The 21,541-nt window shown below is 61.8% G+C and carries 17 protein-coding genes and 2 pseudogenes; 16 read left to right on the top strand and 3 right to left on the bottom strand.

Annotated elements, in window-relative coordinates; all coding sequences use genetic code 11:
• Positions 1-97: 97 nt before the first annotated feature.
• Together clpB and ACRHIG_RS23685 are read left to right on the top strand one after the other, a co-directional pair.
• Positions 98-2,704 (top strand): ATP-dependent chaperone ClpB, encoded by a 2,607-nt coding sequence (gene clpB / locus ACRHIG_RS23690; RefSeq protein WP_475413520.1) that lies wholly within the window; start codon positions 98-100, stop codon positions 2,702-2,704.
• A 323-nt stretch (positions 2,705-3,027) separates the two neighbouring features.
• The gene (locus ACRHIG_RS23685; RefSeq protein ID WP_489628111.1) at positions 3,028-4,149 is read left to right on the top strand and encodes a polyamine ABC transporter substrate-binding protein; all 1,122 of its coding nucleotides are present in this window, start codon (positions 3,028-3,030) and stop codon (positions 4,147-4,149) included.
• 83 nt (positions 4,150-4,232) lie between these two features.
• Here the strand turns inward: ACRHIG_RS23685 and ACRHIG_RS23680 are convergent, their stop codons facing one another.
• The 3 genes from ACRHIG_RS23680 to ppk1 form a co-directional block, all read right to left on the bottom strand.
• Positions 4,233-4,358 carry a hypothetical protein gene (locus tag ACRHIG_RS23680; RefSeq protein WP_255206302.1) on the bottom strand — a complete coding sequence of 42 codons (126 nt, stop codon included), beginning with the start codon at positions 4,356-4,358 and terminating at the stop codon, positions 4,233-4,235.
• A 555-nt stretch (positions 4,359-4,913) separates the two neighbouring features.
• Positions 4,914-5,372, bottom strand: a complete 459-nt coding sequence (sixA, locus tag ACRHIG_RS23675; protein ID WP_070304180.1) for a phosphohistidine phosphatase SixA — start codon at positions 5,370-5,372, stop codon at positions 4,914-4,916.
• A gap of 25 nt (positions 5,373-5,397) precedes the next feature.
• On the bottom strand, positions 5,398-7,491 hold the full coding sequence (ppk1, locus tag ACRHIG_RS23670; RefSeq protein WP_475413518.1) for a polyphosphate kinase 1: 2,094 nt from the start codon (positions 7,489-7,491) through the stop codon (positions 5,398-5,400).
• 282 nt (positions 7,492-7,773) lie between these two features.
• On the opposite strand from ppk1, the gene pstS reads away from it, so the two are divergent.
• The 14 genes and pseudogenes from pstS to ACRHIG_RS23600 all read left to right on the top strand — a co-directional run bounded on the left by pstS (position 7,774) and on the right by ACRHIG_RS23600 (position 21,539).
• Entirely contained in the window at positions 7,774-8,823 is a 1,050-nt protein-coding gene (gene pstS, locus ACRHIG_RS23665; RefSeq protein WP_230540999.1) for a phosphate ABC transporter substrate-binding protein PstS, read from the top strand.
• 344 nt (positions 8,824-9,167) lie between these two features.
• The gene (pstC, locus tag ACRHIG_RS23660) at positions 9,168-10,139 is read left to right on the top strand and encodes a phosphate ABC transporter permease subunit PstC (RefSeq protein WP_235194289.1); all 972 of its coding nucleotides are present in this window, start codon (positions 9,168-9,170) and stop codon (positions 10,137-10,139) included.
• Positions 10,136-11,032 (top strand): phosphate ABC transporter permease PstA, encoded by an 897-nt coding sequence (pstA, locus tag ACRHIG_RS23655; RefSeq protein WP_489628110.1) that lies wholly within the window; start codon positions 10,136-10,138, stop codon positions 11,030-11,032. Before pstC ends, pstA begins: the two co-directional genes overlap by 4 nt.
• 76 nt (positions 11,033-11,108) lie before the next feature.
• Positions 11,109-11,851, top strand: a pseudogene (gene pstB, locus ACRHIG_RS23650) (phosphate ABC transporter ATP-binding protein PstB).
• A 48-nt stretch (positions 11,852-11,899) separates the two neighbouring features.
• Positions 11,900-12,610 (top strand): phosphate signaling complex protein PhoU, encoded by a 711-nt coding sequence (phoU, locus tag ACRHIG_RS23645; RefSeq protein ID WP_070218051.1) that lies wholly within the window; start codon positions 11,900-11,902, stop codon positions 12,608-12,610.
• A gap of 5 nt (positions 12,611-12,615) precedes the next feature.
• The gene (locus ACRHIG_RS23640) at positions 12,616-13,305 is read left to right on the top strand and encodes a response regulator (RefSeq protein ID WP_034755074.1); all 690 of its coding nucleotides are present in this window, start codon (positions 12,616-12,618) and stop codon (positions 13,303-13,305) included.
• An 11-nt stretch (positions 13,306-13,316) separates the two neighbouring features.
• Positions 13,317-14,633 carry a phosphate regulon sensor histidine kinase PhoR gene (gene phoR, locus ACRHIG_RS23635; RefSeq protein WP_489628109.1) on the top strand — a complete coding sequence of 439 codons (1,317 nt, stop codon included), beginning with the start codon at positions 13,317-13,319 and terminating at the stop codon, positions 14,631-14,633.
• 70 nt (positions 14,634-14,703) lie between these two features.
• Positions 14,704-15,900, top strand: a complete 1,197-nt coding sequence (gene senA, locus ACRHIG_RS23630; protein WP_489628108.1) for a selenoneine synthase SenA — start codon at positions 14,704-14,706, stop codon at positions 15,898-15,900.
• A 33-nt stretch (positions 15,901-15,933) separates the two neighbouring features.
• Complete coding sequence (locus ACRHIG_RS23625; protein WP_489628107.1) at positions 15,934-17,880, top strand: UvrD-helicase domain-containing protein; 1,947 nt, start codon at positions 15,934-15,936, stop codon at positions 17,878-17,880.
• 94 nt (positions 17,881-17,974) lie between these two features.
• Positions 17,975-18,889: an NAD-dependent epimerase/dehydratase family protein gene (locus ACRHIG_RS23620; RefSeq protein WP_489628106.1), complete on the top strand. Its 915-nt coding sequence runs from the start codon at positions 17,975-17,977 to the stop codon at positions 18,887-18,889.
• A 379-nt stretch (positions 18,890-19,268) separates the two neighbouring features.
• The gene (locus ACRHIG_RS23615; RefSeq protein ID WP_475413513.1) at positions 19,269-19,652 is read left to right on the top strand and encodes a LiaF transmembrane domain-containing protein; all 384 of its coding nucleotides are present in this window, start codon (positions 19,269-19,271) and stop codon (positions 19,650-19,652) included.
• Entirely contained in the window at positions 19,642-20,457 is an 816-nt protein-coding gene (locus ACRHIG_RS23610; protein WP_475413512.1) for a LiaI-LiaF-like domain-containing protein, read from the top strand. Before ACRHIG_RS23615 ends, ACRHIG_RS23610 begins: the two co-directional genes overlap by 11 nt.
• A 6-nt stretch (positions 20,458-20,463) precedes the next feature.
• Positions 20,464-21,128 (top strand): annotated as a pseudogene (locus tag ACRHIG_RS23605) (histidine kinase); the annotation flags it as partial.
• Between the two features lie 6 nt (positions 21,129-21,134).
• Complete coding sequence (locus ACRHIG_RS23600) at positions 21,135-21,539, top strand: sensor histidine kinase (protein WP_489630916.1); 405 nt, start codon at positions 21,135-21,137, stop codon at positions 21,537-21,539.
• Positions 21,540-21,541 lie beyond the last annotated feature (2 nt).

The following is a 21,541-nucleotide window of genomic DNA, read 5'->3' as shown; positions in this document are numbered from 1 at the left end:
ATTTGCCAAAATGCATCAGTTTTCTGCTTTGTGTATGCTTGAAAAGCACTGCCTCACCCCAATTTGGTTAACAACTAATTAACCGGGAGCGCTTTTCATGCGACAAGATAAACTGACTACCAAGCTACAAGAAGCCCTGGCCGATGCGCAAAGCTTGGCCGTGGGCAACGACAACCCCTATATCGAACCAGTCCACCTGCTGACGGCCCTGTTGAACCAGGACGACGGCGGCGCCCGCTCGCTGTTGCAGCGGGCCGGCGTCAACGTGGGCGGCCTGTCCAAGGCCCTGGGCGCTTCGATCGAACGCTTGCCGAAGGTCTCCGGCACGGGCGGCGACGTGCAGGTGAGCCGCGAATTCGTGGCCCTGCTGAACCTGGCCGACAAGGAATCGCAAAAGGCGGGCGACCAGTTCGTGTCCAGCGAAATGGTCTTGCTGGCCATGACGGACGATAAGTCCGACTGCGGCAAGCTGGCACGCGAAAACGGCCTGACCCGCAAGGCGCTGGAAGCGGCCATCGACGCCGTACGCGGCGGCAACAAGGTCGACTCGCAGGAAGCCGAAGGCCAGCGCGAAGCCTTGAAAAAATACACCTTGGACCTGACGGAGCGGGCGCGCAAGGGCAAGCTCGACCCTGTGATCGGCCGCGACGATGAAATCCGCCGCACCATCCAGATCCTGCAGCGCCGCAGCAAGAACAACCCCGTGCTGATCGGCGAGCCGGGCGTGGGCAAGACGGCCATCGTCGAAGGACTGGCGCAGCGCATCGTCAATGGCGAAGTGCCCGAGTCCCTGAAAGGCAAGCGCGTGCTGGCGCTGGACATGGCCGCCCTGGTTGCCGGTGCCAAGTTCCGCGGCGAGTTCGAAGAGCGCCTGAAGTCCGTGCTGAAGGAACTGGCCATGGATGAAGGGCAAACCATCGTCTTCATCGACGAGATGCACACCATGGTGGGCGCGGGCAAGGCCGACGGCGCGATGGACGCGGGCAATATGCTGAAACCGGCGCTGGCGCGCGGCGAGCTGCACTGCGTGGGCGCGACCACGCTCGACGAGTACCGCAAGTACATCGAGAAGGATGCCGCGCTGGAACGCCGCTTCCAGAAAGTGCTCGTCGACGAACCGACCGTGGAAGCGACCATCGCCATCCTGCGCGGCTTGCAGGATAAGTATGCGCTGCATCACAAGGTGGAAATCACGGACGCGGCCATCATCGCGGCCGCCGAGTTGTCGCACCGCTACATCACGGACCGTTTCCTGCCCGACAAGGCGATCGACCTGATCGACGAGGCAGCGGCGAAGATCAAGATCGAGATCGATTCGAAGCCGGAAGTGATGGACAAGCTGGAACGCCGGTTGATCCAGCTCAAGATCGAGCGCGAAGCCGTCAAGAAGGAAAAGGACGAAGCGTCGTTGCGCCGCCTGGGCCTGATCGAGGAAGAAATCGTCAAGCTGCAGCGCGAATACAATGACTTCGAGGAAATCCTGAAGGCGGAAAAAGCCGTGGTGCAGGGCAGCACGCACATCAAGGAAGAGATCGAGCAAGTCAAGCTGCAGATGGAGCAGGCCACGCGCGAAAGCAACTGGCAGAAAGTGTCGGAATTGCAATACGGCAAGCTGCCGCAGCTGGAAGCCCAGCTCAAGCAGGCCGACAGCGGCATGCCCAAGCTCGATCCCGACCAGCCGAAGCTGCTGCGCACGGAAGTGGGCGCCGAGGAAATCGCCGAAGTGGTGTCGCGCGCGACGGGCATTCCCGTGTCGCGCATGATGCAGGGCGAACGCGACAAGCTGCTGCACATCGAAGAAAAGCTGCATGAGCGCGTCGTGGGCCAGGATGAAGCGATCACGGCCGTGGCCGACGCCATCCGCCGCTCGCGCGCCGGCTTGTCGGACCCGAACCGTCCCTATGGTTCCTTCATGTTCCTGGGACCGACGGGCGTGGGCAAAACCGAGCTGAGCAAGGCGCTGGCGACCTTCCTGTTCGATACGGAAGAATCGATGATCCGCATCGACATGAGCGAGTTCATGGAGAAGCATTCCGTGGCCCGTCTGATCGGCGCGCCACCGGGCTACGTGGGCTACGACGAGGGCGGCTACCTGACGGAAGCCGTGCGCCGCAAGCCGTACAGCGTGATACTGCTCGATGAAGTGGAAAAGGCGCATGCCGACGTCTTCAACGTGCTGCTGCAAGTGCTCGACGACGGACGCATGACGGACGGCCAGGGCCGCACGGTGGACTTCAAGAATACCGTCATCATCATGACCTCGAACCTGGGTTCGCACAAGATCCAGGCGATGGAAAGCGATGATCCCGGTGTCGTGAAGCTGGCCGTGATGGCCGAGGTACGCTCGCACTTCCGTCCCGAGTTCGTCAACCGCATCGACGAAATCGTCGTGTTCCACGGCCTCGACGAGAAAAACATCGGCGCGATCGCGAAGATCCAGCTGAAGATTCTCGAAGAACGCCTGGAACGCATGGACATGCAGCTGAGCCTGACGGACGCGGCCCTGCAGCAAATCGCCGAAGCGGGCTACGACCCGGTGTATGGCGCCCGTCCGTTGAAGCGGGCGATCCAGCAGCAGATCGAAAATCCGCTGTCGAAGCTGATCCTGGAAGGCCGCTTCGGCCCGAAAGACGAGATCCGCATCGACGCCCAGAACGGCAACCTGGTGTTTACGGGTGCGCAGGTGGGGCTGGACAAGGTGTAATGCTGGCTGGTCAGTCCCTGCGGGATTGGAAGCTACCCCATTGGGGCAGCTTCCCCCATCGGGTCTGACCCCAGTTTTACGGCATTTGCAGTGAGAAAGATTTGCGACGATTTGCGACGTCTAACAAAACCGTAGCGAGCGGCAGTGATTTGTGGCAGAGAAGCGCAACCGTACTCTAGTACGGTGAGCATCGCAGGCCGCAAAGCGCGACGCTTAGCAGGTTTTGTTAGACGTCCTCAGGCAGGGCGCGATCGGGCTAGACCTGATCGCGCCCTTCTTGCTATCATCGTCACTATTTTCTGACTAATTCCGGAGGCGGTACGATGGCAAACACATGGCGAGCAGGACGGCGCATTGGACTGGGACTGACCTTGGCGGCGGCCATGCTGGCATTGTCTGCCCAAGCTCAGGCGCAGGAAGAGAAGGTCCTGAACATCTATAACTGGTCGGACTATATCGGCGACGATACGATCAAGAATTTTGAGAAGGAAACGGGCATCAAGGTGCGCTACGACGTTTTCGACAATAACGAAATCCTCAATGCGAAACTGGTGGCGGGCAAGTCCGGCTACGACATCGTCGTGCCGACGGCCCAGTGGGCGCGGCTGCAGATCGATGCGGGCCTGCTGCGCAAGCTCGACAAGAGCAAGCTGACGAACCTGGGCAACCTGGACCCGAACCTGCAGGCGAAGCTGTCGAAGATCGACCCGAACAACGATTACCTGGTCGACTGGCTGTGGGGCTACACGACGGTGGGCATCAACGTCAACAAGGTCAAGGCCGCGCTGGGCGGCATGCCCATGCCTGACAACGCCTGGGATTTGATCTTCGACCCGAAATACGCGGCCAAGCTGAAATCGTGCGGCGTGTCCTTCCTCGATTCGCCGTCGGAAGTGCTGCCGGCCGCCCTGCAATATCTGGGCAAGCCCGCCTACTCGAAAACGGCCGCCGACTACCAGGAAGCGGGCAAGGTGCTGCAGGCGATCCGCCCCTACGTAACGCTGTTCAGCTCGTCCGGCTACATCAATGACATGGCCAACGGCTCCGTCTGCGTGGCGCTGGGCTGGTCGGGCGACATCAATATCGCGCGCCAGCGCGCCATCGACGCGAAGAACGGCAACGTGATCCAGGTGCTGGTGCCGAAGACGGCCGCCCTGATGTTCGACACCATGGCCATTCCCGCCGACGCGCCGCACCCGAACAATGCGCACCTGTTCATCAACTACATCCTGCGTCCGCAAGTGCATGCCAGCCTGAGCAACAAGGTGTTCTACGCGAATCCTAACCTGGCCAGCATCAAGTATGTACGCAAGGACATCGGCGAGAACAAGGCCATCTTCCTGCCGGACGCGGACAAGCAGCGCATGGCCGCGCCGGAAGCGACCACGGCCGATATCCGCCGCCTGATGACGCGCATCTATACGAAGTTCAAAACGGGAGTTTGAGGCTGGAGCGTAAATACAAGGATGGCGCGAGGGACGGGCCTGTAGGCCGTCGCTGGCGCCATGCGATATTGCCGAGGTGAACACTACTCGTGGTAGCGGTCCATCAGCTTATGGTGACTGCCGCGCATTTCTTCGACCAGTTCAAAGGCGACGAAGCCGATGATGGCGGCGAAGATGGCGATGAAGAGAAAAACGAGGAAGGTTAACATGGTCTTTCAGCCGCCGTTGGACGGCTGTCCGCTGGGTTGCTCAATGTGCCGGAGCAGCGCTCCAGCACGTAGTTGATGCAATTAAACTCTAGCAGATCGGCAGCGCTTTACAAGGCTGCTGAGTTGCAATTCCTGCCAGTATTTGTCCCAGCGCACTTTTTGCGCATTTTCTGCTTCAGTCCCCCTATTTCACCACCCTCATTTCACCACCAAGTCATGCGCCATCACGGCCTTCAAATAGACACTGACGGGGTCGCCAGGCTCGCGCTGGGAGAACCTGTCCATCCTGCGCTGGCCTTGCGCATTTCCCTGTTTTACTATTTCACCACCAAGTCATGCGCCATCACGGCCTTCAGATAGACACTGACGGGGTCGCCAGGCTCGCGCTGGGAGAACCTGTCCATCCTGCGCTGGCCTTGCGCATTTCCCTGTTTTACTATTTCACCACCAAGTCATGCGCCATCACGGCCTTCAAATAGACACTGACGGGGTCGCCGGGCTCGCGCTGGGAGAACCTGTCCATCCTGCGCTGGCCTTGCGCATTTCCCTGTTTTACTATTTCACCACCAAGTCATGCGCCATCACGGCCTTCAGATAGACACTGACGGGGTCGCCTGGCTCGCGCTGCGAGAACCACCACGCGCTGGCCTTGCGCATTTCCCATTCCTGCTCTTCGCCCGTCAGCAGCAGGGCCGCCGCCTGGCCCAGGGTGGGCTGGTGGCCGACGATGAGCACGGTTTCCTTGCCGCCTGGCCAGTTGGCCGCCTTCAGGATGTCTTCCGCCTCGGCACCCGGCGCCAGTTCCGGCATCAGCTTGAACTTGCGCCCCAGCGCTTCCGCCGTTTGCAGGGTGCGCAGGGCGGGGCTGACGAGGATGCGGCAATTTTCCGGTAATTGCGAGGCCAGCCATTCCCCCATGCGGCGCGCCTGTTTCTGGCCTTTGACGGTCAGGGCGCGTTCGAGGTCGGGGACGCCCGGCTCGGCTTCTGCGTGTCGCCACAAGATGAGATCCATGCTGTACTCCTGTGTATAGAGTTGCCTATTCGCCGACCTCCGCGCCCGGCGTGCCCAGTGTGTGCATCAAATATTGCTGGGCGCTGAACGGCGTCTGTTTGCCGCGCGGCTTGCGGCGCGCGTAGTGGCCCGTCGGCTCCAGTTCCCATGCATTGGTATTATCCTTCAAATACGGATTCAGGCCCTCGGCGATCACGCGCCGTTTCAGCGCCCGGTCCAGCACGGGGAAGGCCACTTCCACCCTGCGGAACAGGTTGCGGCTCATCCAGTCGGCGCTGGCCAGGTAGACATCGTGCGCCAGGTCGTTGCGGAAGTAGTAAATGCGGCTGTGCTCGAGGAAGCGGCCGATCACGGACCGTACCTTGATGTTTTCCGACAAGCCCGGCACGCCCGGCTTCAGGGTGCAGGCGCCGCGCACGATCAGGTCGATCTTCACGCCATCGGTCGAGGCCGCATACAGGGCGCGGATCACGGATTCGTCGACCAGCGCATTGACTTTCACGATGATGCGTCCGCGCCGGCCCGAACGGGCGATCTTCGCCTCGTTGCGGATGGCCTTGATGATCTCGCTTTGCAGGCCGAACGGCGCCAGCCACAAGTGGTTCAGGTTGTGCGGCTTGGTCAGGCTGGTGAGATGAATGAACACCTCATTGACTTCCACGGCCAGGTCCTGGTTCGCCGTCAGCAAGCCGAAATCCGTGTACAGCTTGGTGGTCGTGGGGTGATAGTTGCCGGTGCCTAAGTGGGCATAGAAGCGCAGCGCGCCTTCTTCGCGGCGGATGACGAGGGCCACCTTGGCGTGGGTTTTCAGGCCCACCACGCCGTACACGACCTGTGCGCCCGCCTGTTCCAGCTTGTCGGCCCAGTTGATATTGGCTTCCTCGTCGAAACGCGCCATCAATTCCACGATGACCGTCACTTCCTTGCCCATCTTCGCCGCCGTGATCAAGGATTCCATCAGGTCCGAGTTCATGCCCGTGCGGTAGATCGTCTGCTTGATGGCGACGACGGACGGGTCGTAGGCGGCGCTGCGGATGAAGTCGATCACCGTCTGGAACGACTGGTAGGGGTGGTGCAGCAGGATGTCGTGCTTGTTGAGCGCGGCAAAGATGTCGTTGCCGATGGCTTTATGGGCCAGGCCCGGGAAGAACGGCGGGAAGCGCAGCTCGGGCTGCTTGACGTGGTCGATCATTTCCGACAGGCGCACCAGGTTCACGGGGCCGTTGACGCGGTAGAGCCGGCTTTGATCCAGATTGAACTGGTCGAGCAGGAACTGCGACAATTCCGGCGGGCAATTGCGCGCCACTTCCAGGCGCACGGAGGTGCCGAACTGGCGCCCCACGAGTTCGCCTTTTAACGCCTGGCGCAGATTCTTGACTTCATCCTCATCGACCCACAGGTCGCTGTCGCGCGTGACGCGAAATTGCGAATAGGCAATCACTTCGCGCCCGGCGAACAAATCCGAGATATGCGCATGGATCACGGACGACAATAAACAGAAGGACACGCCATCGCCGGAAATGTCGTCCGGCAGCTTGATGACGCGCGGCAAGACACGGGGCGCCTTGACGATGGCGATCGCCGTGCCGCGCCCGAACGCATCCTTGCCGCTCAGCGAGACGATGAAATTGAGGCTTTTATTCACCACTTGCGGGAACGGGTGGGCCGGGTCCAGGCCGATAGGGGTCAGCAGGGGGCGCACTTCGCGGTCGAAATACTGCTTGACCCAGGCGCGCTGCGCATCGTTGCGGTCGTTGTCGCGCAGCAAGTGCACGCCCGCCTCGCGCAGGGCCGGCAAGACTTCGCTATTTAATATCTCGTACTGGCGTTCCACCAGCGCATGGCATTCCTTGCCGATGCGCTCCAGGTTGGCCGCCAGGGCGGGGTGGCCGGCCAGCGAACCGCCGATGCTGCCGGCCGCCAGCAGGCTGGCCACGCGCACTTCGAAGAACTCATCCATGTTGCTGCTGACGATGCACAGGTAGCGCAGGCGCTCGAGCAGCGGAATGTTCGGGTCTTCCGCCTGGGCCATCACGCGCCGGTTGAAAGTCAGTTGCGACAGTTCGCGGTCAAGCAGGATGCCCGATTTGGTCACTTCCATGTGCAGTTCAGGTTTCATATTCTTTTGTCTTTGCAGATAGTTAATTCTAGCCGTATTTCATCCGTATTTCATCGCATATGACGCGTTGTGAGTGTAATCATGAAATATGACGTAAGCGTGACATAAGCTGTCATAAAGCGTCGCCCGTCCTGTCATTTTTTGTGCCAAAAAGGGCGATTCCCCGGGCGTAGCCAATTATTTCAGGATTTTTTACCCATGTCATAAAGCTGTCATATTCGCTTGCTAGACTGCGCAGCATTCAACCGGGACTTTGAGCCCTAACAACCCTGAGGACTTGATATGCAAATGAAGCAAATGTTCAAATTTATCGTCGTGGGTGCTTCGGCAGCGATGGCATTTTCTTCCGCTTCCGTCATGGCGGCAGATATGACAGGTGCTGGTGCAACCTTCCCGTACCCGATCTACGCCAAATGGGCTGAGACGTACAAAGCCAACACGGGCAACGGCCTGAACTATCAGTCCGTCGGTTCCGGCGCCGGCATCAAGCAAATCAAGGCCAAGACTGTTGAATTCGGCGCTTCTGACATGCCTTTGAAGGCGGAAGAGCTGGAAGAAGCGGGCCTGATGCAGTTCCCGGCCATCATGGGCGGCGTGGTCACCATCGTCAACCTGGATGGCGTGACCCCAGGCCAGCTGAAGATGACGGGCAAGGTCGTGGGCGACATCTACCTGGGCAAGATCACCAAGTGGAGCGCGCCTGAAATCGCCGCCTTGAACAGTGGCGTCAAGCTGCCGGACACGGAAATCACCGTAGTGCACCGCGCCGACGGTTCGGGCACGTCCTTCCTGTTCACCGACTTCCTGTCGAAAACCAATCCGGAATTCAAATCGAAGATCGGCGCCGGTTCGGCTGTGAAATGGGCCGTCGGCGTGGGCGGCAAGGGTAACGAAGGCGTCGCCGCCAACGTACAGCGTATCAAGGGTTCGATCGGCTACGTCGAGTGGGCTTACGCCAAGAAGAACAAGATGTCGCACACCCAGCTGCAAAACAAGGACGGCAACTTCCTGCAGCCTGACGACGAAAACTTCAAGGCAGCAGCCGCTTCGGCACCCTGGACGCAAACCCCAGGCTTCGGCGTGGTCCTGACCGACCAGGCTGGCAAGAACAGCTGGCCTATCACCGGCGTGTCGTTCATCCTGATGCACAAAGTCCAGGCTGACGCAGCCAAGGCCAAGGAAGTCCTGAAATTCTTCGACTGGGCCTACAAGAACGGCGGCCCTGCCGCTGTCGAACTGGACTACGTGCCGATGCCGGCATCGGTCGTGAAACTGGTGCAGGAATCGTGGAAAGCCAACCTGAAAGATGCATCGGGCAAGTCGATCTACTAATCGCATAGCCTGAGTCATTCATCCTTGCCCCGCCGGCAGTATGGCGGGGCAGGGAGTTAGCCAGGACCGCCCGCAAGCCCTTGCAGACGGTCCTGGCTAAAAGAATAAAAGTAGCTGAAAGAATAAAAGCAACGACGCCTGACAAAACCGTAGCGAGCGGAAGGGAGTTGCGGTCGAGAAGCGCAACTGTACGAAGGTACAGTGAGCATCGCAGGCCGTAAATCCCGACGCGCAGTAGGTTTTGACAGGCGTATTAAAACAGTAGTACCGGCAGTACCACCCACATCTGGCACAATATGAGCGCACAATCTACCTCCTCCACGATCCCCATGCCAGGCGGCACCATGACCGATTCCATCAGTCACGCGCAAATGCTTTCCACCATGCGCAAGCAGCGCTTTCAGGATTTCATGTTCCACAAGGTGACGATGCTGTTCGCCCTGTCGGTGCTGATCGTCCTGGTGGGCATCATCATTTCGCTGATCATGGAATCGATACCGGCCTTCAAGACCTTCGGCCTGCATTTCATCGTGTCCGCGGAATGGGATCCCGTCAATGACCAGTACGGCGCCCTGATCCCCATCATCGGCACCCTGGTGACGTCCGTCATCGCCTTGCTGATCGCCTTTCCCGTCAGCTTCGGCATCGCCTTGTTCCTCACGGAAATCTGCCCGGCCTGGCTGCGCCGCCCGCTGGGCACGGCCGTCGAACTGCTGGCCGGCGTGCCATCGATCATCTACGGCATCTGGGGCCTGTTCGTCTTCGCGCCCCTGTTCGCCGACCACGTCCAGCCTATCCTGAAAGCCACGCTGGGCAACGTGCCCGTCATCGGCCAGCTGTTCAGCGGCCCCATGATGGGCATCGGCTTGCTGACGGCCGGCCTGGTGCTGGCCATCATGATCATCCCCTTCATCGCTTCCGTGATGCGCGACGTGTTCGAAATCGTCCCTGCCGTGCTGAAGGAATCCGCATACGGCCTCGGCTGCACGCGCTGGGAAGTGGTGCGCAAGATCGTCTTGCCATACACCAAGACCGGCGTCGTCGGCGGCGTCATGCTGGGTCTGGGCCGCGCGCTGGGCGAGACCATGGCCGTCACCTTCGTCATCGGCAACGCGAATAAACTGTCGTGGTCGCTGTTTGCCGCCGGTAACAGCATCACCTCGCTGCTGGCGAACGAATTCGGCGAAGCGCAATCGGCGCTGCACGTATCGTCGCTGTTCTCGCTGGCCCTGATCCTGTTTGTCATCACCTTTATCGTCTTATCCGCCGCCAAGCTGATGCTGGCTGGCATGTCCCGCAAGGAAGGCACGAAATGAGCCAGCTCAGCCAAGTTAGCACCCACGACGTTCCGGCCAAGCCGGCCATGAACCCCGTCTACCGCAAGCGCCTGCTGATGCACCGCGTCGGCATCGCCCTGTCGGTGGCCGCCATGGCCCTGGGCCTGGCCGTGCTCGTGTGGATTTTGTTCACCCTGGTGATCAAGGGTTTCGGCGCGCTGTCCGTCGATCTGTTCACGCAAACGACGCCGGCTCCCGGCAGCGAAGGCGGCGGCCTGATCAATGCCATCGTCGGCAGCGCCCTGATGGTGGGCCTGGCGACCGTCGTCAGCACCCCGATCGGCATCCTGGCCGGCATCTACCTGGCTGAATACGGCGAAGAAAACAAGCTGGCGCAAGTGACGCGTTTTGTGACGGACATCATGTTGTCGGCGCCATCGATCGTCATCGGCCTGTTCGTGTATGCGCTGTATGTGGCCCACGTGAAACACTTCTCCGGTTACGCCGGTGCCATCGCCCTGTCCCTGATCGCCGTGCCCGTGGTGGTGCGCACGACGGACAATATGTTGCGCCTGGTGCCGAACAGCCTGCTGGAAGCCGCGTTTGCCCTCGGCGCGCCGCGCTGGAAGGTCGCCACCCTGGTGCGCTTGCGCGCCGTGAAAGCGGGCGTCATCACCGGCGTGCTGCTGGCCCTGGCCCGCATCGCTGGCGAAACGGCGCCGCTGCTGTTCACTGCCCTGAATAACCAGTTCCAAAGCTTCAACATGAATGCGCCGATGGCCAACTTGCCGTCCGTCATCGCATCGTTTGCGATGAGCCCGTACGACAACTGGCGCTCGCTGGCCTGGGGCGGCGCATTGCTGATCACCTTCAGCGTGCTGGCCCTGAATATCCTGTCGCGCACCGTGTTCAGCCAAAAAGTCCCTAATTAAACAGATACCGAGCGAAGCGAACCCATATGAATACGCAAATGAATCCAGCCCAAGACCTGGCACCAAAGAAAAAACCATCGAGATTTCGGGCCTGAACTTTTTTACGGCAAAACGCAAAGCTTGCATAACGTCAACCTGGACATCCACGAGAAGAAGGTTACCGCCTTCATCGGCCCGTCCGGTTGCGGCAAATCGACCCTGCTGCGCACCCTGAACCGCATGTACGACCTGTATCCGGGCCAGCGCGCGGAAGGCTCCATCCTGTACCGCGGCCGCAACGTGCTCGACGCCGACCAGGACGTCAACATGCTGCGCGCCAAGGTCGGCATGGTGTTCCAGAAGCCCACGCCGTTCCCCATGTCCGTGTACGACAACATCGCCTTCGGCGTGCGCCTGTATGAAGACCTGTCGAAGGGCGAGATGGACGAGCGCGTCGAGTGGGCCCTGAAGAAGGCCGCGCTGTGGGGCGAAGTCAAGGACAAGCTGACCAAGAGCGGCCTGTCGCTGTCGGGCGGCCAGCAGCAGCGCCTGTGCATTGCGCGCGGCGTGGCCGTGAAACCGGACGTGCTGCTGCTCGATGAACCGACCTCGGCGCTGGACCCGATCTCGACCTCGAAGGTGGAAGAGCTGATCAGCGAACTGAAACAGGATTACACGATCGCCATCGTGACGCACAATATGCAGCAGGCGGCGCGCTGCTCCGACTACACGGCGTATATGTACCTGGGCGAACTGGTGGAATTTGGCGAAACGGACCAGATCTTCATGAATCCGGCCCGCAAGGAAACGCAGGATTACATCACGGGCCGCTTCGGCTGATCCGCCCGGAATAACGATATACAAGACAACTGAATACGGAGAGACGGCATGATAGGCGAACATTCATCCAAGCAATACGACAACGAACTCGAAGCGATCCGCTCGAAAGTGCTCCTGATGGGCGGCATCGTTGAAACCCAGTTCCTCGACGCGATGACGTGCTTTCGCATCGGCAACCCCGAGCGCGCCGACCGCGTGATGCGCGAAGACGACGTCGTCAACCAGCTGGAAGTGTCGCTGGACGACGCCTGCAGCCATCTGATCGTGCGCCGCCAGCCGGCCGCCAACGACTTGCGCACCATCATGGCCACCATCAAGGTGATTACCGACCTCGAGCGCGTAGGCGACGAGGCGACCAAGATCGCCCGCGTGGCGAAGAATCTGCACAAGCGGGGCAACGCCGTCGTCAACCATTACGAGATGGTGCGCGGCATCGCCAACACGGCCACGGACATGCTGCACGACGCGCTGGACGCCTTCGCGCGCAACGATGGCAAGCAGGCCTTACAATTAATTGCACAAGATGCCATCATCGACCATGAGTTTCGGTCTATCATGCGCAACCTGATTACCTTTATGATGGAAGACCCGCGCACGATTTCGGCGGCGCTCGATACCCTGTGGGTGGCCAAGGCCATCGAACGGATCGGCGACCATGCGAAAAACATCGCCGAATACGTGATCTACGTGGTTGAAGGCAAGGACATCCGCCACACCAAGGTGGCTGCTCCCGCCATTTCCGAGGAGCTCCCTGAGTAAGCTTTATGGCATCTGATAAAACCACGGTATTGATTGTTGAAGATGAGCCGGCCATCGTTGAACTGGTGACCTATTCGCTGCGCGAATCCGGCTGGAATTGCTGTTCCGTACAAAACGTCGCTGATGCCTGGGAATTCATCCAGCACCGCACGCCGCATCTGATCCTGCTGGACTGGATGCTGCCGGACCAGACGGGCTTGCGCCTGCTGTCGCGCATCCGCGCCGACCGCAATTTCGCCGCCATTCCCGTCATCATGCTCACCGCCAAGAGCATGGAAGAAGACAAGCTGGCCGGCCTGAACAGCGGGGCCGACGATTACGTCACCAAGCCGTTCTCGCCGCGCGAGCTGCTGGCCCGCGCCAAGGCCTTGTTGCGGCGCAAGAGTCCGGAACACGCGCAGGCGCCCATGCGCGCCGGCAACGTGGCCCTGGACCCCGTCAGCTGCACGGTGATGATGGATGAACAGAAGATCGATATCGGCCATGCCGAATACAAGCTGCTGAAATTCCTGCTGGCCCATCCGGAGCGCGTGTTTTCGCGCAGCCAGCTGCTCGACAAGGTGTGGGGCGACCATGTGGTGATCGAGGAACGCACGGTCGATGTCCACGTATTGCGCTTGCGCAAAGCCTTGAAGGAGGCGGAAAGCCTGATCAAGACGGTGCGCAGCGTCGGCTACATGTTGTCTGAAAAGTAAAGCCTCACTCTATGAATCCGAAATTGCTGTTCTGGGTACCGGCCGCCTTGCGCATGGTGCTGGCGCTGCTGGGCGTGGCCGTCGTCTGGTATCTGTTTGGCGCCACGTATGCGCTGGGCATCGCCTTCGTGCTGATGGCCATGATGGTGTTCGTGCAGCTGTCGTATCTGTTCCAGCTGAGTAACTGGCTGGACAATCCGCAAAGCGCCAAGCTGCCCGACGGCTGGGGCGCCTGGACCAGCATCTTCGCGCGCCTGTACCGCATGCGCCGCGACGACGAGAAAAACCAGGCCGAGCTGACGGAATGGCTGGCGCGATTCCGCCAGGCCATGCATCTGTTGCCCGACGGCGTCGTCATCATGGACGACGTGCTCTTCCTTGAATGGTGCAATCCTGCCGCTGAGAAACACCTGGGCCTCACGCACGAGCGCGACAAGGGCATGCGCGTGACCAACCTGATCCGCAGCCCCGAGTTCATGGATTACATCATCCTGGGCCGCTACGACCAGCCGCTGACGATCACTTTCCGCAACCGCAAGCTGATCGTGCAGATCATCCCGTTCGAGAACCGCCGCCAGATCCTCGTCACGCACGACGTGACGGAGACGGAACGCATCGAAATGATGCGCCGCGACTTCATCGCCAACGCCTCGCACGAATTGCGCACGCCGCTGACGGTCATCGTGGGCTTCCCGGAAATCGCTTCCGCCGAGCTGGACCTGGACGCCGCCACGCGCGCCGCCCACCTCAAGCTGATGACGGAGCAGGGCCACCGCATGCAGCATCTGATCGAGGACATGCTGACCCTGTCGCGCCTGGAATCGGTCGATTATCCGCTGCGCCCCGAACCCGTGGACATCAAAAAGCTCATGCAGCAAGTCTTGCGCGACGCCAAGGGCTTGTCGGCCGGCAAGCATGACGTGACCATGGAATGCGATGGCCCCGACGTGCTGGGCAGCTACGATGAACTGTACAGCGCCTTCGGCAACCTGGCCTCGAACGCCGTGCGCTACACGCCGGCCGGCGGCACCATCACCCTGCGCTGGCAGGATGGCCCGGCCGGACCGCAATTCATCGCGCAAGACACGGGCATCGGCATCAGCCAGGAGCATATTTCGCGCCTGACGGAACGTTTCTACCGCGTCGACAAGAGCCGCTCGCGCGAAACGCAAGGCACGGGCCTGGGCCTGGCCATCGTCAAGCACGTGCTGCTGCGCCACGGCGGCACCCTGGCCATCCAGTCGGTGGCCGACAAGGGCAGCAGCTTTATCGTCAGCATGCCCAAATCCGTCGTCACGCCGCTGCAGGGCGAGTTGCTGGTCAAGTAGGCGGGGGAGGGGGCCTCCCTGTTTCCTGTGCGACTAGTGCAAGGTTGGCATAAGTCGTTACAATCTGGCTATGACTTTAATCAACGCCTCTTTTCGCCACGCCGGCGCGCAGCAACTGGCCCAGTCGCTGCTGGCCGCGCGCCAGGACACCCTTTCCCTGTTCGACTGTTACGTCACTGCCGGCCTGGACGTGGTGGCGGGCCTGCCCCGTCATCCGCGCCTCAATCCGCCTTTATGGCAACTGGCGCAGATCGCCTGGTTTGCCGAGTGGTTCATCCTGCGCGAAGCGGCGTCCAGCCATCCGGCCGACGCCATTTATAATTCCCTGCTGACGCGCGGCGACGACTTGTTCGACGCCAATATGGTCGAGCACCGCGCGCGCTGGACGCTGGAATTGCCCAGCCCCGGCGCCGTCAAAACGTATTGCCATGAAGTGCTTGACCGCGTGCTCGATAAGCTCTCGCGCGAAGCCAATGTCGACAGCGCCCTGGCGCCGTACCGGCTGGCCCTGGCGCATGAAGACTTGTGTGGCGAGGAAATGCTGGCCGGTCTGCAATGGCTGGGTCTGGAAGCACCGGAATCCCTGGCCGCCAGCCCGGCCTTGCCGCCCGGGGCGAGGCAGATCGCTTTTCCTGGCGGTACCATTGCACTGGGCTCGCCGCGCGGTGCCGGTTTTGCCTTCGACAATGAATCGCCGCCCCATAGCTGCTACGTGGCGCCGTTTTCCATCGATGCCTGCGCCGTATCCAACGCCCAGTTTGCCGATTTTGTCGCCGATGGCGGCTATCAGAACCGCCAGTTCTGGAGCGCGGCCGGCAGCGCCTGGCTGATGCGGCAGGAGCGCTCGTCGCCTTTGTACTGGCTGCGCGAAGCGACGCAGTGGCGCACCATGCGCTTCGGCCAGCGCACGACCTTGCCGCCGAACGAAGCCGTGCGCCACATCAATCTGTATGAAGCGCAGGCGTATTGCGCCTGGGCGGGGCGCCGCCTGGCGACCGAGGCGGAATGGGAGTATGCTGCGCTGTCCGGCCACCCGCGCTTTCACTGGGGCCAGGTATGGGAGTGGACGGCGACGCCGTTCGAGCCGTATCCGGGCTTTGCGGTGGATGCCTGGCGCGAGTATTCGGCGCCGTATTTCATGCAGCACCAGGTCTTGCGCGGGGCCTCGTTCGCCACGCCGCAGCGCCTGCATTCGGCCCGCATGCGCGCCTTCCATGCACCCGAACGGGGCGACATCTTTGCCGGCCTGCGCACCTGCGCCTGGTAGCGCGCCGAGAACAGACACCATTTCAGGATACCCTTGAGTACAGATAACGCCCCGCAGTTCATTCCCAAACGCATCACGCCCACGCCCGAGCAGGTCGCCATCCAGACGGCGCAAAAGAAGGTCGTCCTGATCGACGCCAATGCCGGCGCGGCCAAGACGACGACCCTGGCCCTGCGCCTGGCCGAAGCCTTGCACCGGGGCCGCGCGCCCGAACGCATGCTGGCCCTCGTCTTCACGGAAGCGGCGCGCGTGGCCCTGCGCCAGCGCCTGCTGGAAGTGGGCGTGCCGCTGGGCGTCGTCAAGCGCCTGACCATCGACACCTTCGACGCCTTTGCCGCCAAGGTGCTGTCGCAGCTGGAAAACATGCAGGTGGCGTTCATGCGCAGCGATGAAGAGCTGCGCCCCGTGGCCTGGGAAGCGCTGGAAGTGGTTTCCGAGAAATACGCTCACCGCTACCCGCTGGAAATCAATACGACCAACGGGGCCATTGCCGAATTCCTGAAACTGCAATTGCGCACCAAGGCGCGCCTGGATTTCCAGAATCCTGACTTCGAGAGCAATTCCCTGGACGACAACCTGGAAATGCTGGGCATGTCGCGCACGCACTATCTGTGGCTGCGCGAATACGAAGGCTTGCGCGGCGCCGACACGGGCGATATCCAGTTCCGCGCCCCATTCGACGCCACCTACGATCTCGTGCGCATGCTCGACGGCGACGAGCCGCTGCGCCAGCAATTGCCGGCCTTCCAGATCATCGTGGCCGATGAATTGCACGACTTGAACGAGGCGTCGTTCCGCCTGCTGACCATGCTGATACGCCGCGGCAACGCGTTTTTCTGCGGCGCCGGCGACAAGGATCAAGTGATCTACACGTGGTCGGGCGCCGACCACCGCTTCCTGCGCCAGCGCTTCGAGCAGGAATTCCCCGCCTTGCAGCGCCTGCCGCTGACGGCATCCTACCGCTACGGCCCGCAGCTGGCGCAGGCCGTGGGCGTGCTGAAGAACAAGCCCAGCGTGTCGGCCCTGTCGCGCGCCACGCAGATCGAGCTGCTCGAATATGACCATGCGCAGCCGCAGGCGTGCAGCGCCCAGCTGATCGCCGCGCTCGAACACGCGCATGCGGGCACGACTGCCATCTTGCTGCGCGACCGCGACCAGGCCATCCGCGTGGAAACGGCGCTGTTTCAGAGCGGCATTGCGTATGGCCTGGTGGACATGAACAGCTATCTGCTGAGCCTGGAAGTGCTGATGCTGCGCGGCATGGTCGCCATCGCCCGCAAGGATTTGCACGCGATCAAGAGCGGCCCGCGCCGCGGCGAAATCCTCGAAGCCCTGGTGGCCTTCGCGGAAATCCCGTTTACGCGCACGGAATTGCAGCAAGCCAAGGCCGACGTGGCCAATTATCCCGACTTGCTGGAAGGCTTCTTGACGAACCAGCTGGCCAAGTCGCAGAACCAGGACAAGGCGGCGCTGACCCTGGCCGCCGTCGACTACCTGCGCGCGCTGCCTCCCGACGCCTTGGCCGGCGACGCGCTGCAGCACATCTTTGGCCTGATGCAGCTGGAACAGACGGCGCGCCGCATCTATGTCGATCCGGCCCAGGCGCGGGTCGTCGCCCGTTCCCTGCATGGCTTTATCGACGTATGCCGCGAAGCGGGCGTGGCGCTGGGCGGCTTTGCCGGCTGGCTGGGCGAGATGGAAGAGGCCGTGACGGTCTCGACCGGCAAGGCCAAACTCGTCATCGCCTGCATCGACCAGATCAAGGGCCTCGAGTACAACCACGTGATTTTGCCCTACCTGGCCGTCGACGAATTCCCGCGCAGCAAGACGGATCCGCTGGAAGAGGAAAACCGCTTCTATGTCGCCGCCACGCGCGCGCGCGACAGGCTCACCTTGCTGACGCCAGAAGATCCCGCCTACCGGAGCCGCTACATCGCCGCCCTGCAGCTCAAGCAGAAGATTGTTGCGCCAAAGTCATAGATCTTTTGCTGTGCGGCCGCTTTTTTCGAAAGATGAAAGCGCGCATACTTTGTTGCTGTGATTGATTGCAATCTGAACCAACAAAGGAGTAATGATGCGAGTATTCTTGACAGGCGCGGCAGGTTTCATCGGCAGTTCCATCGCGGCGGGCCTCGTGCGCGCCGGCCATCAGGTGACGGGCCTCGTGCGCAAGCCGGAGCAGGTGGCCGAGCTGGCCGCCATCGGCGTACAAGGCATCGTCGGCACCTTGAACGACCGCGAGCTGATCATCGAACAGGCGAGGGCGGCGGACGCCGTCATCAATGCGGCCAGCAGCGACCATCGGGGCGCCGTCGAAGCCATCATTGAGGCGCTGGCCGGCACGAACAAGGTGTTTTTGCACACCAGCGGCTCGTCCATCGTGGGCGACGCCTCGGGCGGCGAGGGCACGGAACAGATCTATTACGAAGACAGGCTGCCGGCGCCGACGGCCGACAAGGCGGCACGGGTCGCCATCGATGAGCTGGTGCTGGCCAGCGCAGGCCAGGGCGTACGCGCCAGCGTGCTGTGCAACACTTTGATCTATGGCCACGGCGCCTTGCCGCGCGACAGCGTGCAATTGCCCCGTTTGCTCAAGCAGGCGCGCAGGAGCGGCATCGTGCGCCACGTGGGGCCGGGCCGCAACATCTGGTCGAACGTGCATATCGACGACGTCGTCAGCCTGTACCTGCTGGCGCTGGAAAAATCGCCCGCCGGCACGTTTTACTTTGTCGAGTCGGGCGAGGCGGCCTTCCGCGACATGACGGCCGCCATCGCCCAGGCGCTGGACCTGGGACCCGCGCAGGACTGGCCGCTGCCGGAAGCCATTGCGGAATGGGGCTACGAGATGGCCTCGTACGGTCTCGGTTCCAACAGCCGCGTGCGCGGCGAGCGGTCGCGCAATCTGCTGGGCTGGCAGCCGCAGGGACCGTCCGTGCTGGCATGGATCGGGAACGACATGCTGCAGCCGCCGCACGCCACGGCTGCTTGATGCAGCTCAGCAAAACGGCATCTGTGTGCGCTAGCGAACGGTGCTTTTGCCCGATCGGGAGTATGATGGCTTTGCTTGGTTGAGACGCACTGCCGTGAAGTTGGCGGCATGTTCGATCTTCCAGCAGGTCAGCCGGTCGCCTCAAGGATCGGCACCAGATTTCCGCCGCGGGCGCGCTTGCGCCATGCGGCTGCGCACTGCAACTCCAGGTCGCGGTGTGAACTGCGAACCCCTTCAAGGCCGGCGTTAGCCGGTCTTTTTGCCTGTCGCTCCCTCCGCCGCGCCATTCACCGCCACCTGTCCGCCATTCGCCGAAGCGCAGTTTTCGCGGGCCTGAAATCCGCGTATCTTGACGATCAATTCACTTCAAGGGGCGACCGTGAAACCTGAACCCGCTTATTACCGCCGTACCCAGCTGCTGTGGGGCGTGCTGCTGATCGCCGTCGGCGCCGTCATCCTGCTGGACCGGCTCGATGTGATCTATCTCCATGACTACTATGCACTATGGCATTATTGGCCCCTGATACTGGTCGTCTTCGGCCTCAACAAGCTGGTTGCGCCCGTGTCCGCCAAGCAGGTATTGAGCGGCCTGTGGCTGATCTTCTTCGCCGCGTGGTGGTATGTGTCGTATGAAGAACTGTGGAACTTAAGTTTCTACAATAGCTGGCCAGCCTTGCTGATCGCCTGGGGCGTGGGCCTCGTGCTGGAACCGCTGCTGAACAAACATTTTATTGCCTACCGGGAGTCCGAGCATGAAAAATAGACCGCCGCTGCATTCGCCATCGCAGATCGTGCTGGGCGTCATTGTCATCGGCCTGGGGCTGCTGTTCCTGCTCGATAACCTGGGCTTCATCAATGTGCGCTACACCTTCCGCTTCTGGCCCACCATCCTCATCATTTTCGGCTTGCTGAAAATATCGCAAAGCCATACCCGCTCCGGCTACATTCTCGGCGGCGTGATGGTCTTGCTGGGCTTGAGCTGGACCTTGAAAGCCATGGGCTTGTTCTATATCAACTGGAGCATGCTGTGGCCGCTGCTCATCATCGCCGCCGGCGTGGCCGTCGTGTCGAAATCCTTGCCCGGCGCACAGCAGCGGCAGCGCCGCCGGCATTTTGCCGCGCCGCCCGGCGGCACCGCTGCGCCAGACGCCTTCGGCCAGCCCAGGAATGGCGCCGTGTCGCTGGACAAGGACGCCGCCGAGGCCACTGCGGCGCCCGGCGCCAGCGGGCAGGCGGACGACGACAGCATCATCGAAGTGACGGCCATCCTGGGCGGCTACGTGCGGCGCGTGTCGTCGCAGCGCTTCAGGGGCGGCGATATCAACGTCATCATGGCGGGCTGCGAAATCGACTTGCGCCAGGCATCGATCGAAGGCGAAGCCGTGCTCAACGTGTTCGCCCTGTGCGGCGGCGTCACCATCAAGATTCCGCCCGACTGGAGCGTGGTGCTGCAGGGCACGCCGATCCTCGGCGGCTTCGAGGAAAAGACCATCGTGCCGCCGAACCAGAACAAGCGCCTGTACGTGACGGGTTACGCCATCATGGGCGGCCTGGAAATCCGCAACTAGGCGCGCATGTCCGGACCCTTGTCGAAGCGGCGCGGCGCCGTGGTGGTGTTCCTGGTGTGCGTCGCGCTGGGCCTGGCCCTGGCCGCCATCCTGGCCAGGGCGGCCCACGCGCCGTGGATTAATGCCGTCCTGCTGGTGGTGCCCGCCACGCTCGTGTATGCGATCGGCTCGGGTTTTTCCGCGTTTTACCTGTGCCGCGCCTACCCCTTGCATGCCCGCCATCCGCTCGCCATCGCCGGCGTGATGGGCGTGGCGGCCCTGTTCGCGGGCTTGTTGTGGGCGACCCTGCTGCAGTTTCTGAACAGCGTCAGCCTGTTGCTGGAGCAGCACTGGCTGGGCGTGGACCTGACGCAATCGCTGCTGGCCCTGTTCTTCGGCCTGGGCGCGCTGCTGTATTGCCTGGCCGCCGCCGTGCATTACCTGCTGCTCGAATTCGTGCGCGCCAGCATGGCCGAGCAGCGGGGCCTGGAAGCGCAGCTGATGGCGCAGGAAGCGCAACTGCGCATGCTGCGCACGCAGATCGATCCGCATTTCCTGTTCAACAGCTTGAACTCCATCAGCGCCCTGACGTCTATCGATGCGGCGGGCGCGCGCCAGATGACGGTGCAGCTGGCCAGTTTCTTCGCCAGAGCCTGAGCCTGGAAGCGCACAAGCACATTACGCTGGAACAGGAACTGGTGCTGATCCGCCACTTTCTCGCCATCGAGCAAGTGCGTTTCGGCGCGCGCCTGCAAGTGACGGAAAGCATCGACACCGCCGCGCTGGCGTGTCTGTTGCCACCCATGCTGATACAGCCGCTGGTGGAGAATGCCGTCAAGCATGGTATCTGCGGCTTGACGGAGGGCGGACTGATCGCCATCGAGGTCCGGCGCGCGGGCAGCCTGCTGCAGATCGCCGTGCGCAACCCCGTCGATGCGGATCAGGGGCCGGCGCGCGGCAATGGCGTGGGCCTGGAAAATGTGCGCCAGCGCCTGGCCGGCGCGTATGGTCACGAGGCAAGCATGCACTGGGGCCGGCGCGACGGCCATTTCGAAGTGATGATTTCCATGCCGGCGCAGACCGGCGACACGGAGGAAGCATGATG

Source organism: Janthinobacterium sp. C22, from assembly GCF_057919405.1.
This window is presented reverse-complemented; position numbering and strand designations above follow the sequence as displayed.

What these genes read in the sequence shown, in the direction of transcription:
- clpB (WP_475413520.1), top strand. Translation starts at nt 98, where the DNA reads ATGCGACAAGATAAACTGACTACCAAGCTACAAGAAGCCCTGGCCGAT.
- ACRHIG_RS23685 (WP_489628111.1), top strand. Translation starts at nt 3,028, where the DNA reads ATGGCAAACACATGGCGAGCAGGACGGCGCATTGGACTGGGACTGACC.
- ACRHIG_RS23680 (WP_255206302.1), bottom strand. Translation starts at nt 4,358, where the DNA reads ATGTTAACCTTCCTCGTTTTTCTCTTCATCGCCATCTTCGCCGCCATC.
- sixA (WP_070304180.1), bottom strand. Translation starts at nt 5,372, where the DNA reads ATGGATCTCATCTTGTGGCGACACGCAGAAGCCGAGCCGGGCGTCCCC.
- ppk1 (WP_475413518.1), bottom strand. Translation starts at nt 7,491, where the DNA reads ATGAAACCTGAACTGCACATGGAAGTGACCAAATCGGGCATCCTGCTT.
- pstS (WP_230540999.1), top strand. Translation starts at nt 7,774, where the DNA reads ATGCAAATGAAGCAAATGTTCAAATTTATCGTCGTGGGTGCTTCGGCA.
- pstC (WP_235194289.1), top strand. Translation starts at nt 9,168, where the DNA reads ATGACCGATTCCATCAGTCACGCGCAAATGCTTTCCACCATGCGCAAG.
- pstA (WP_489628110.1), top strand. Translation starts at nt 10,136, where the DNA reads ATGAGCCAGCTCAGCCAAGTTAGCACCCACGACGTTCCGGCCAAGCCG.
- phoU (WP_070218051.1), top strand. Translation starts at nt 11,900, where the DNA reads ATGATAGGCGAACATTCATCCAAGCAATACGACAACGAACTCGAAGCG.
- ACRHIG_RS23640 (WP_034755074.1), top strand. Translation starts at nt 12,616, where the DNA reads ATGGCATCTGATAAAACCACGGTATTGATTGTTGAAGATGAGCCGGCC.
- phoR (WP_489628109.1), top strand. Translation starts at nt 13,317, where the DNA reads ATGAATCCGAAATTGCTGTTCTGGGTACCGGCCGCCTTGCGCATGGTG.
- senA (WP_489628108.1), top strand. Translation starts at nt 14,704, where the DNA reads ATGACTTTAATCAACGCCTCTTTTCGCCACGCCGGCGCGCAGCAACTG.
- ACRHIG_RS23620 (WP_489628106.1), top strand. Translation starts at nt 17,975, where the DNA reads ATGCGAGTATTCTTGACAGGCGCGGCAGGTTTCATCGGCAGTTCCATC.
- ACRHIG_RS23610 (WP_475413512.1), top strand. Translation starts at nt 19,642, where the DNA reads ATGAAAAATAGACCGCCGCTGCATTCGCCATCGCAGATCGTGCTGGGC.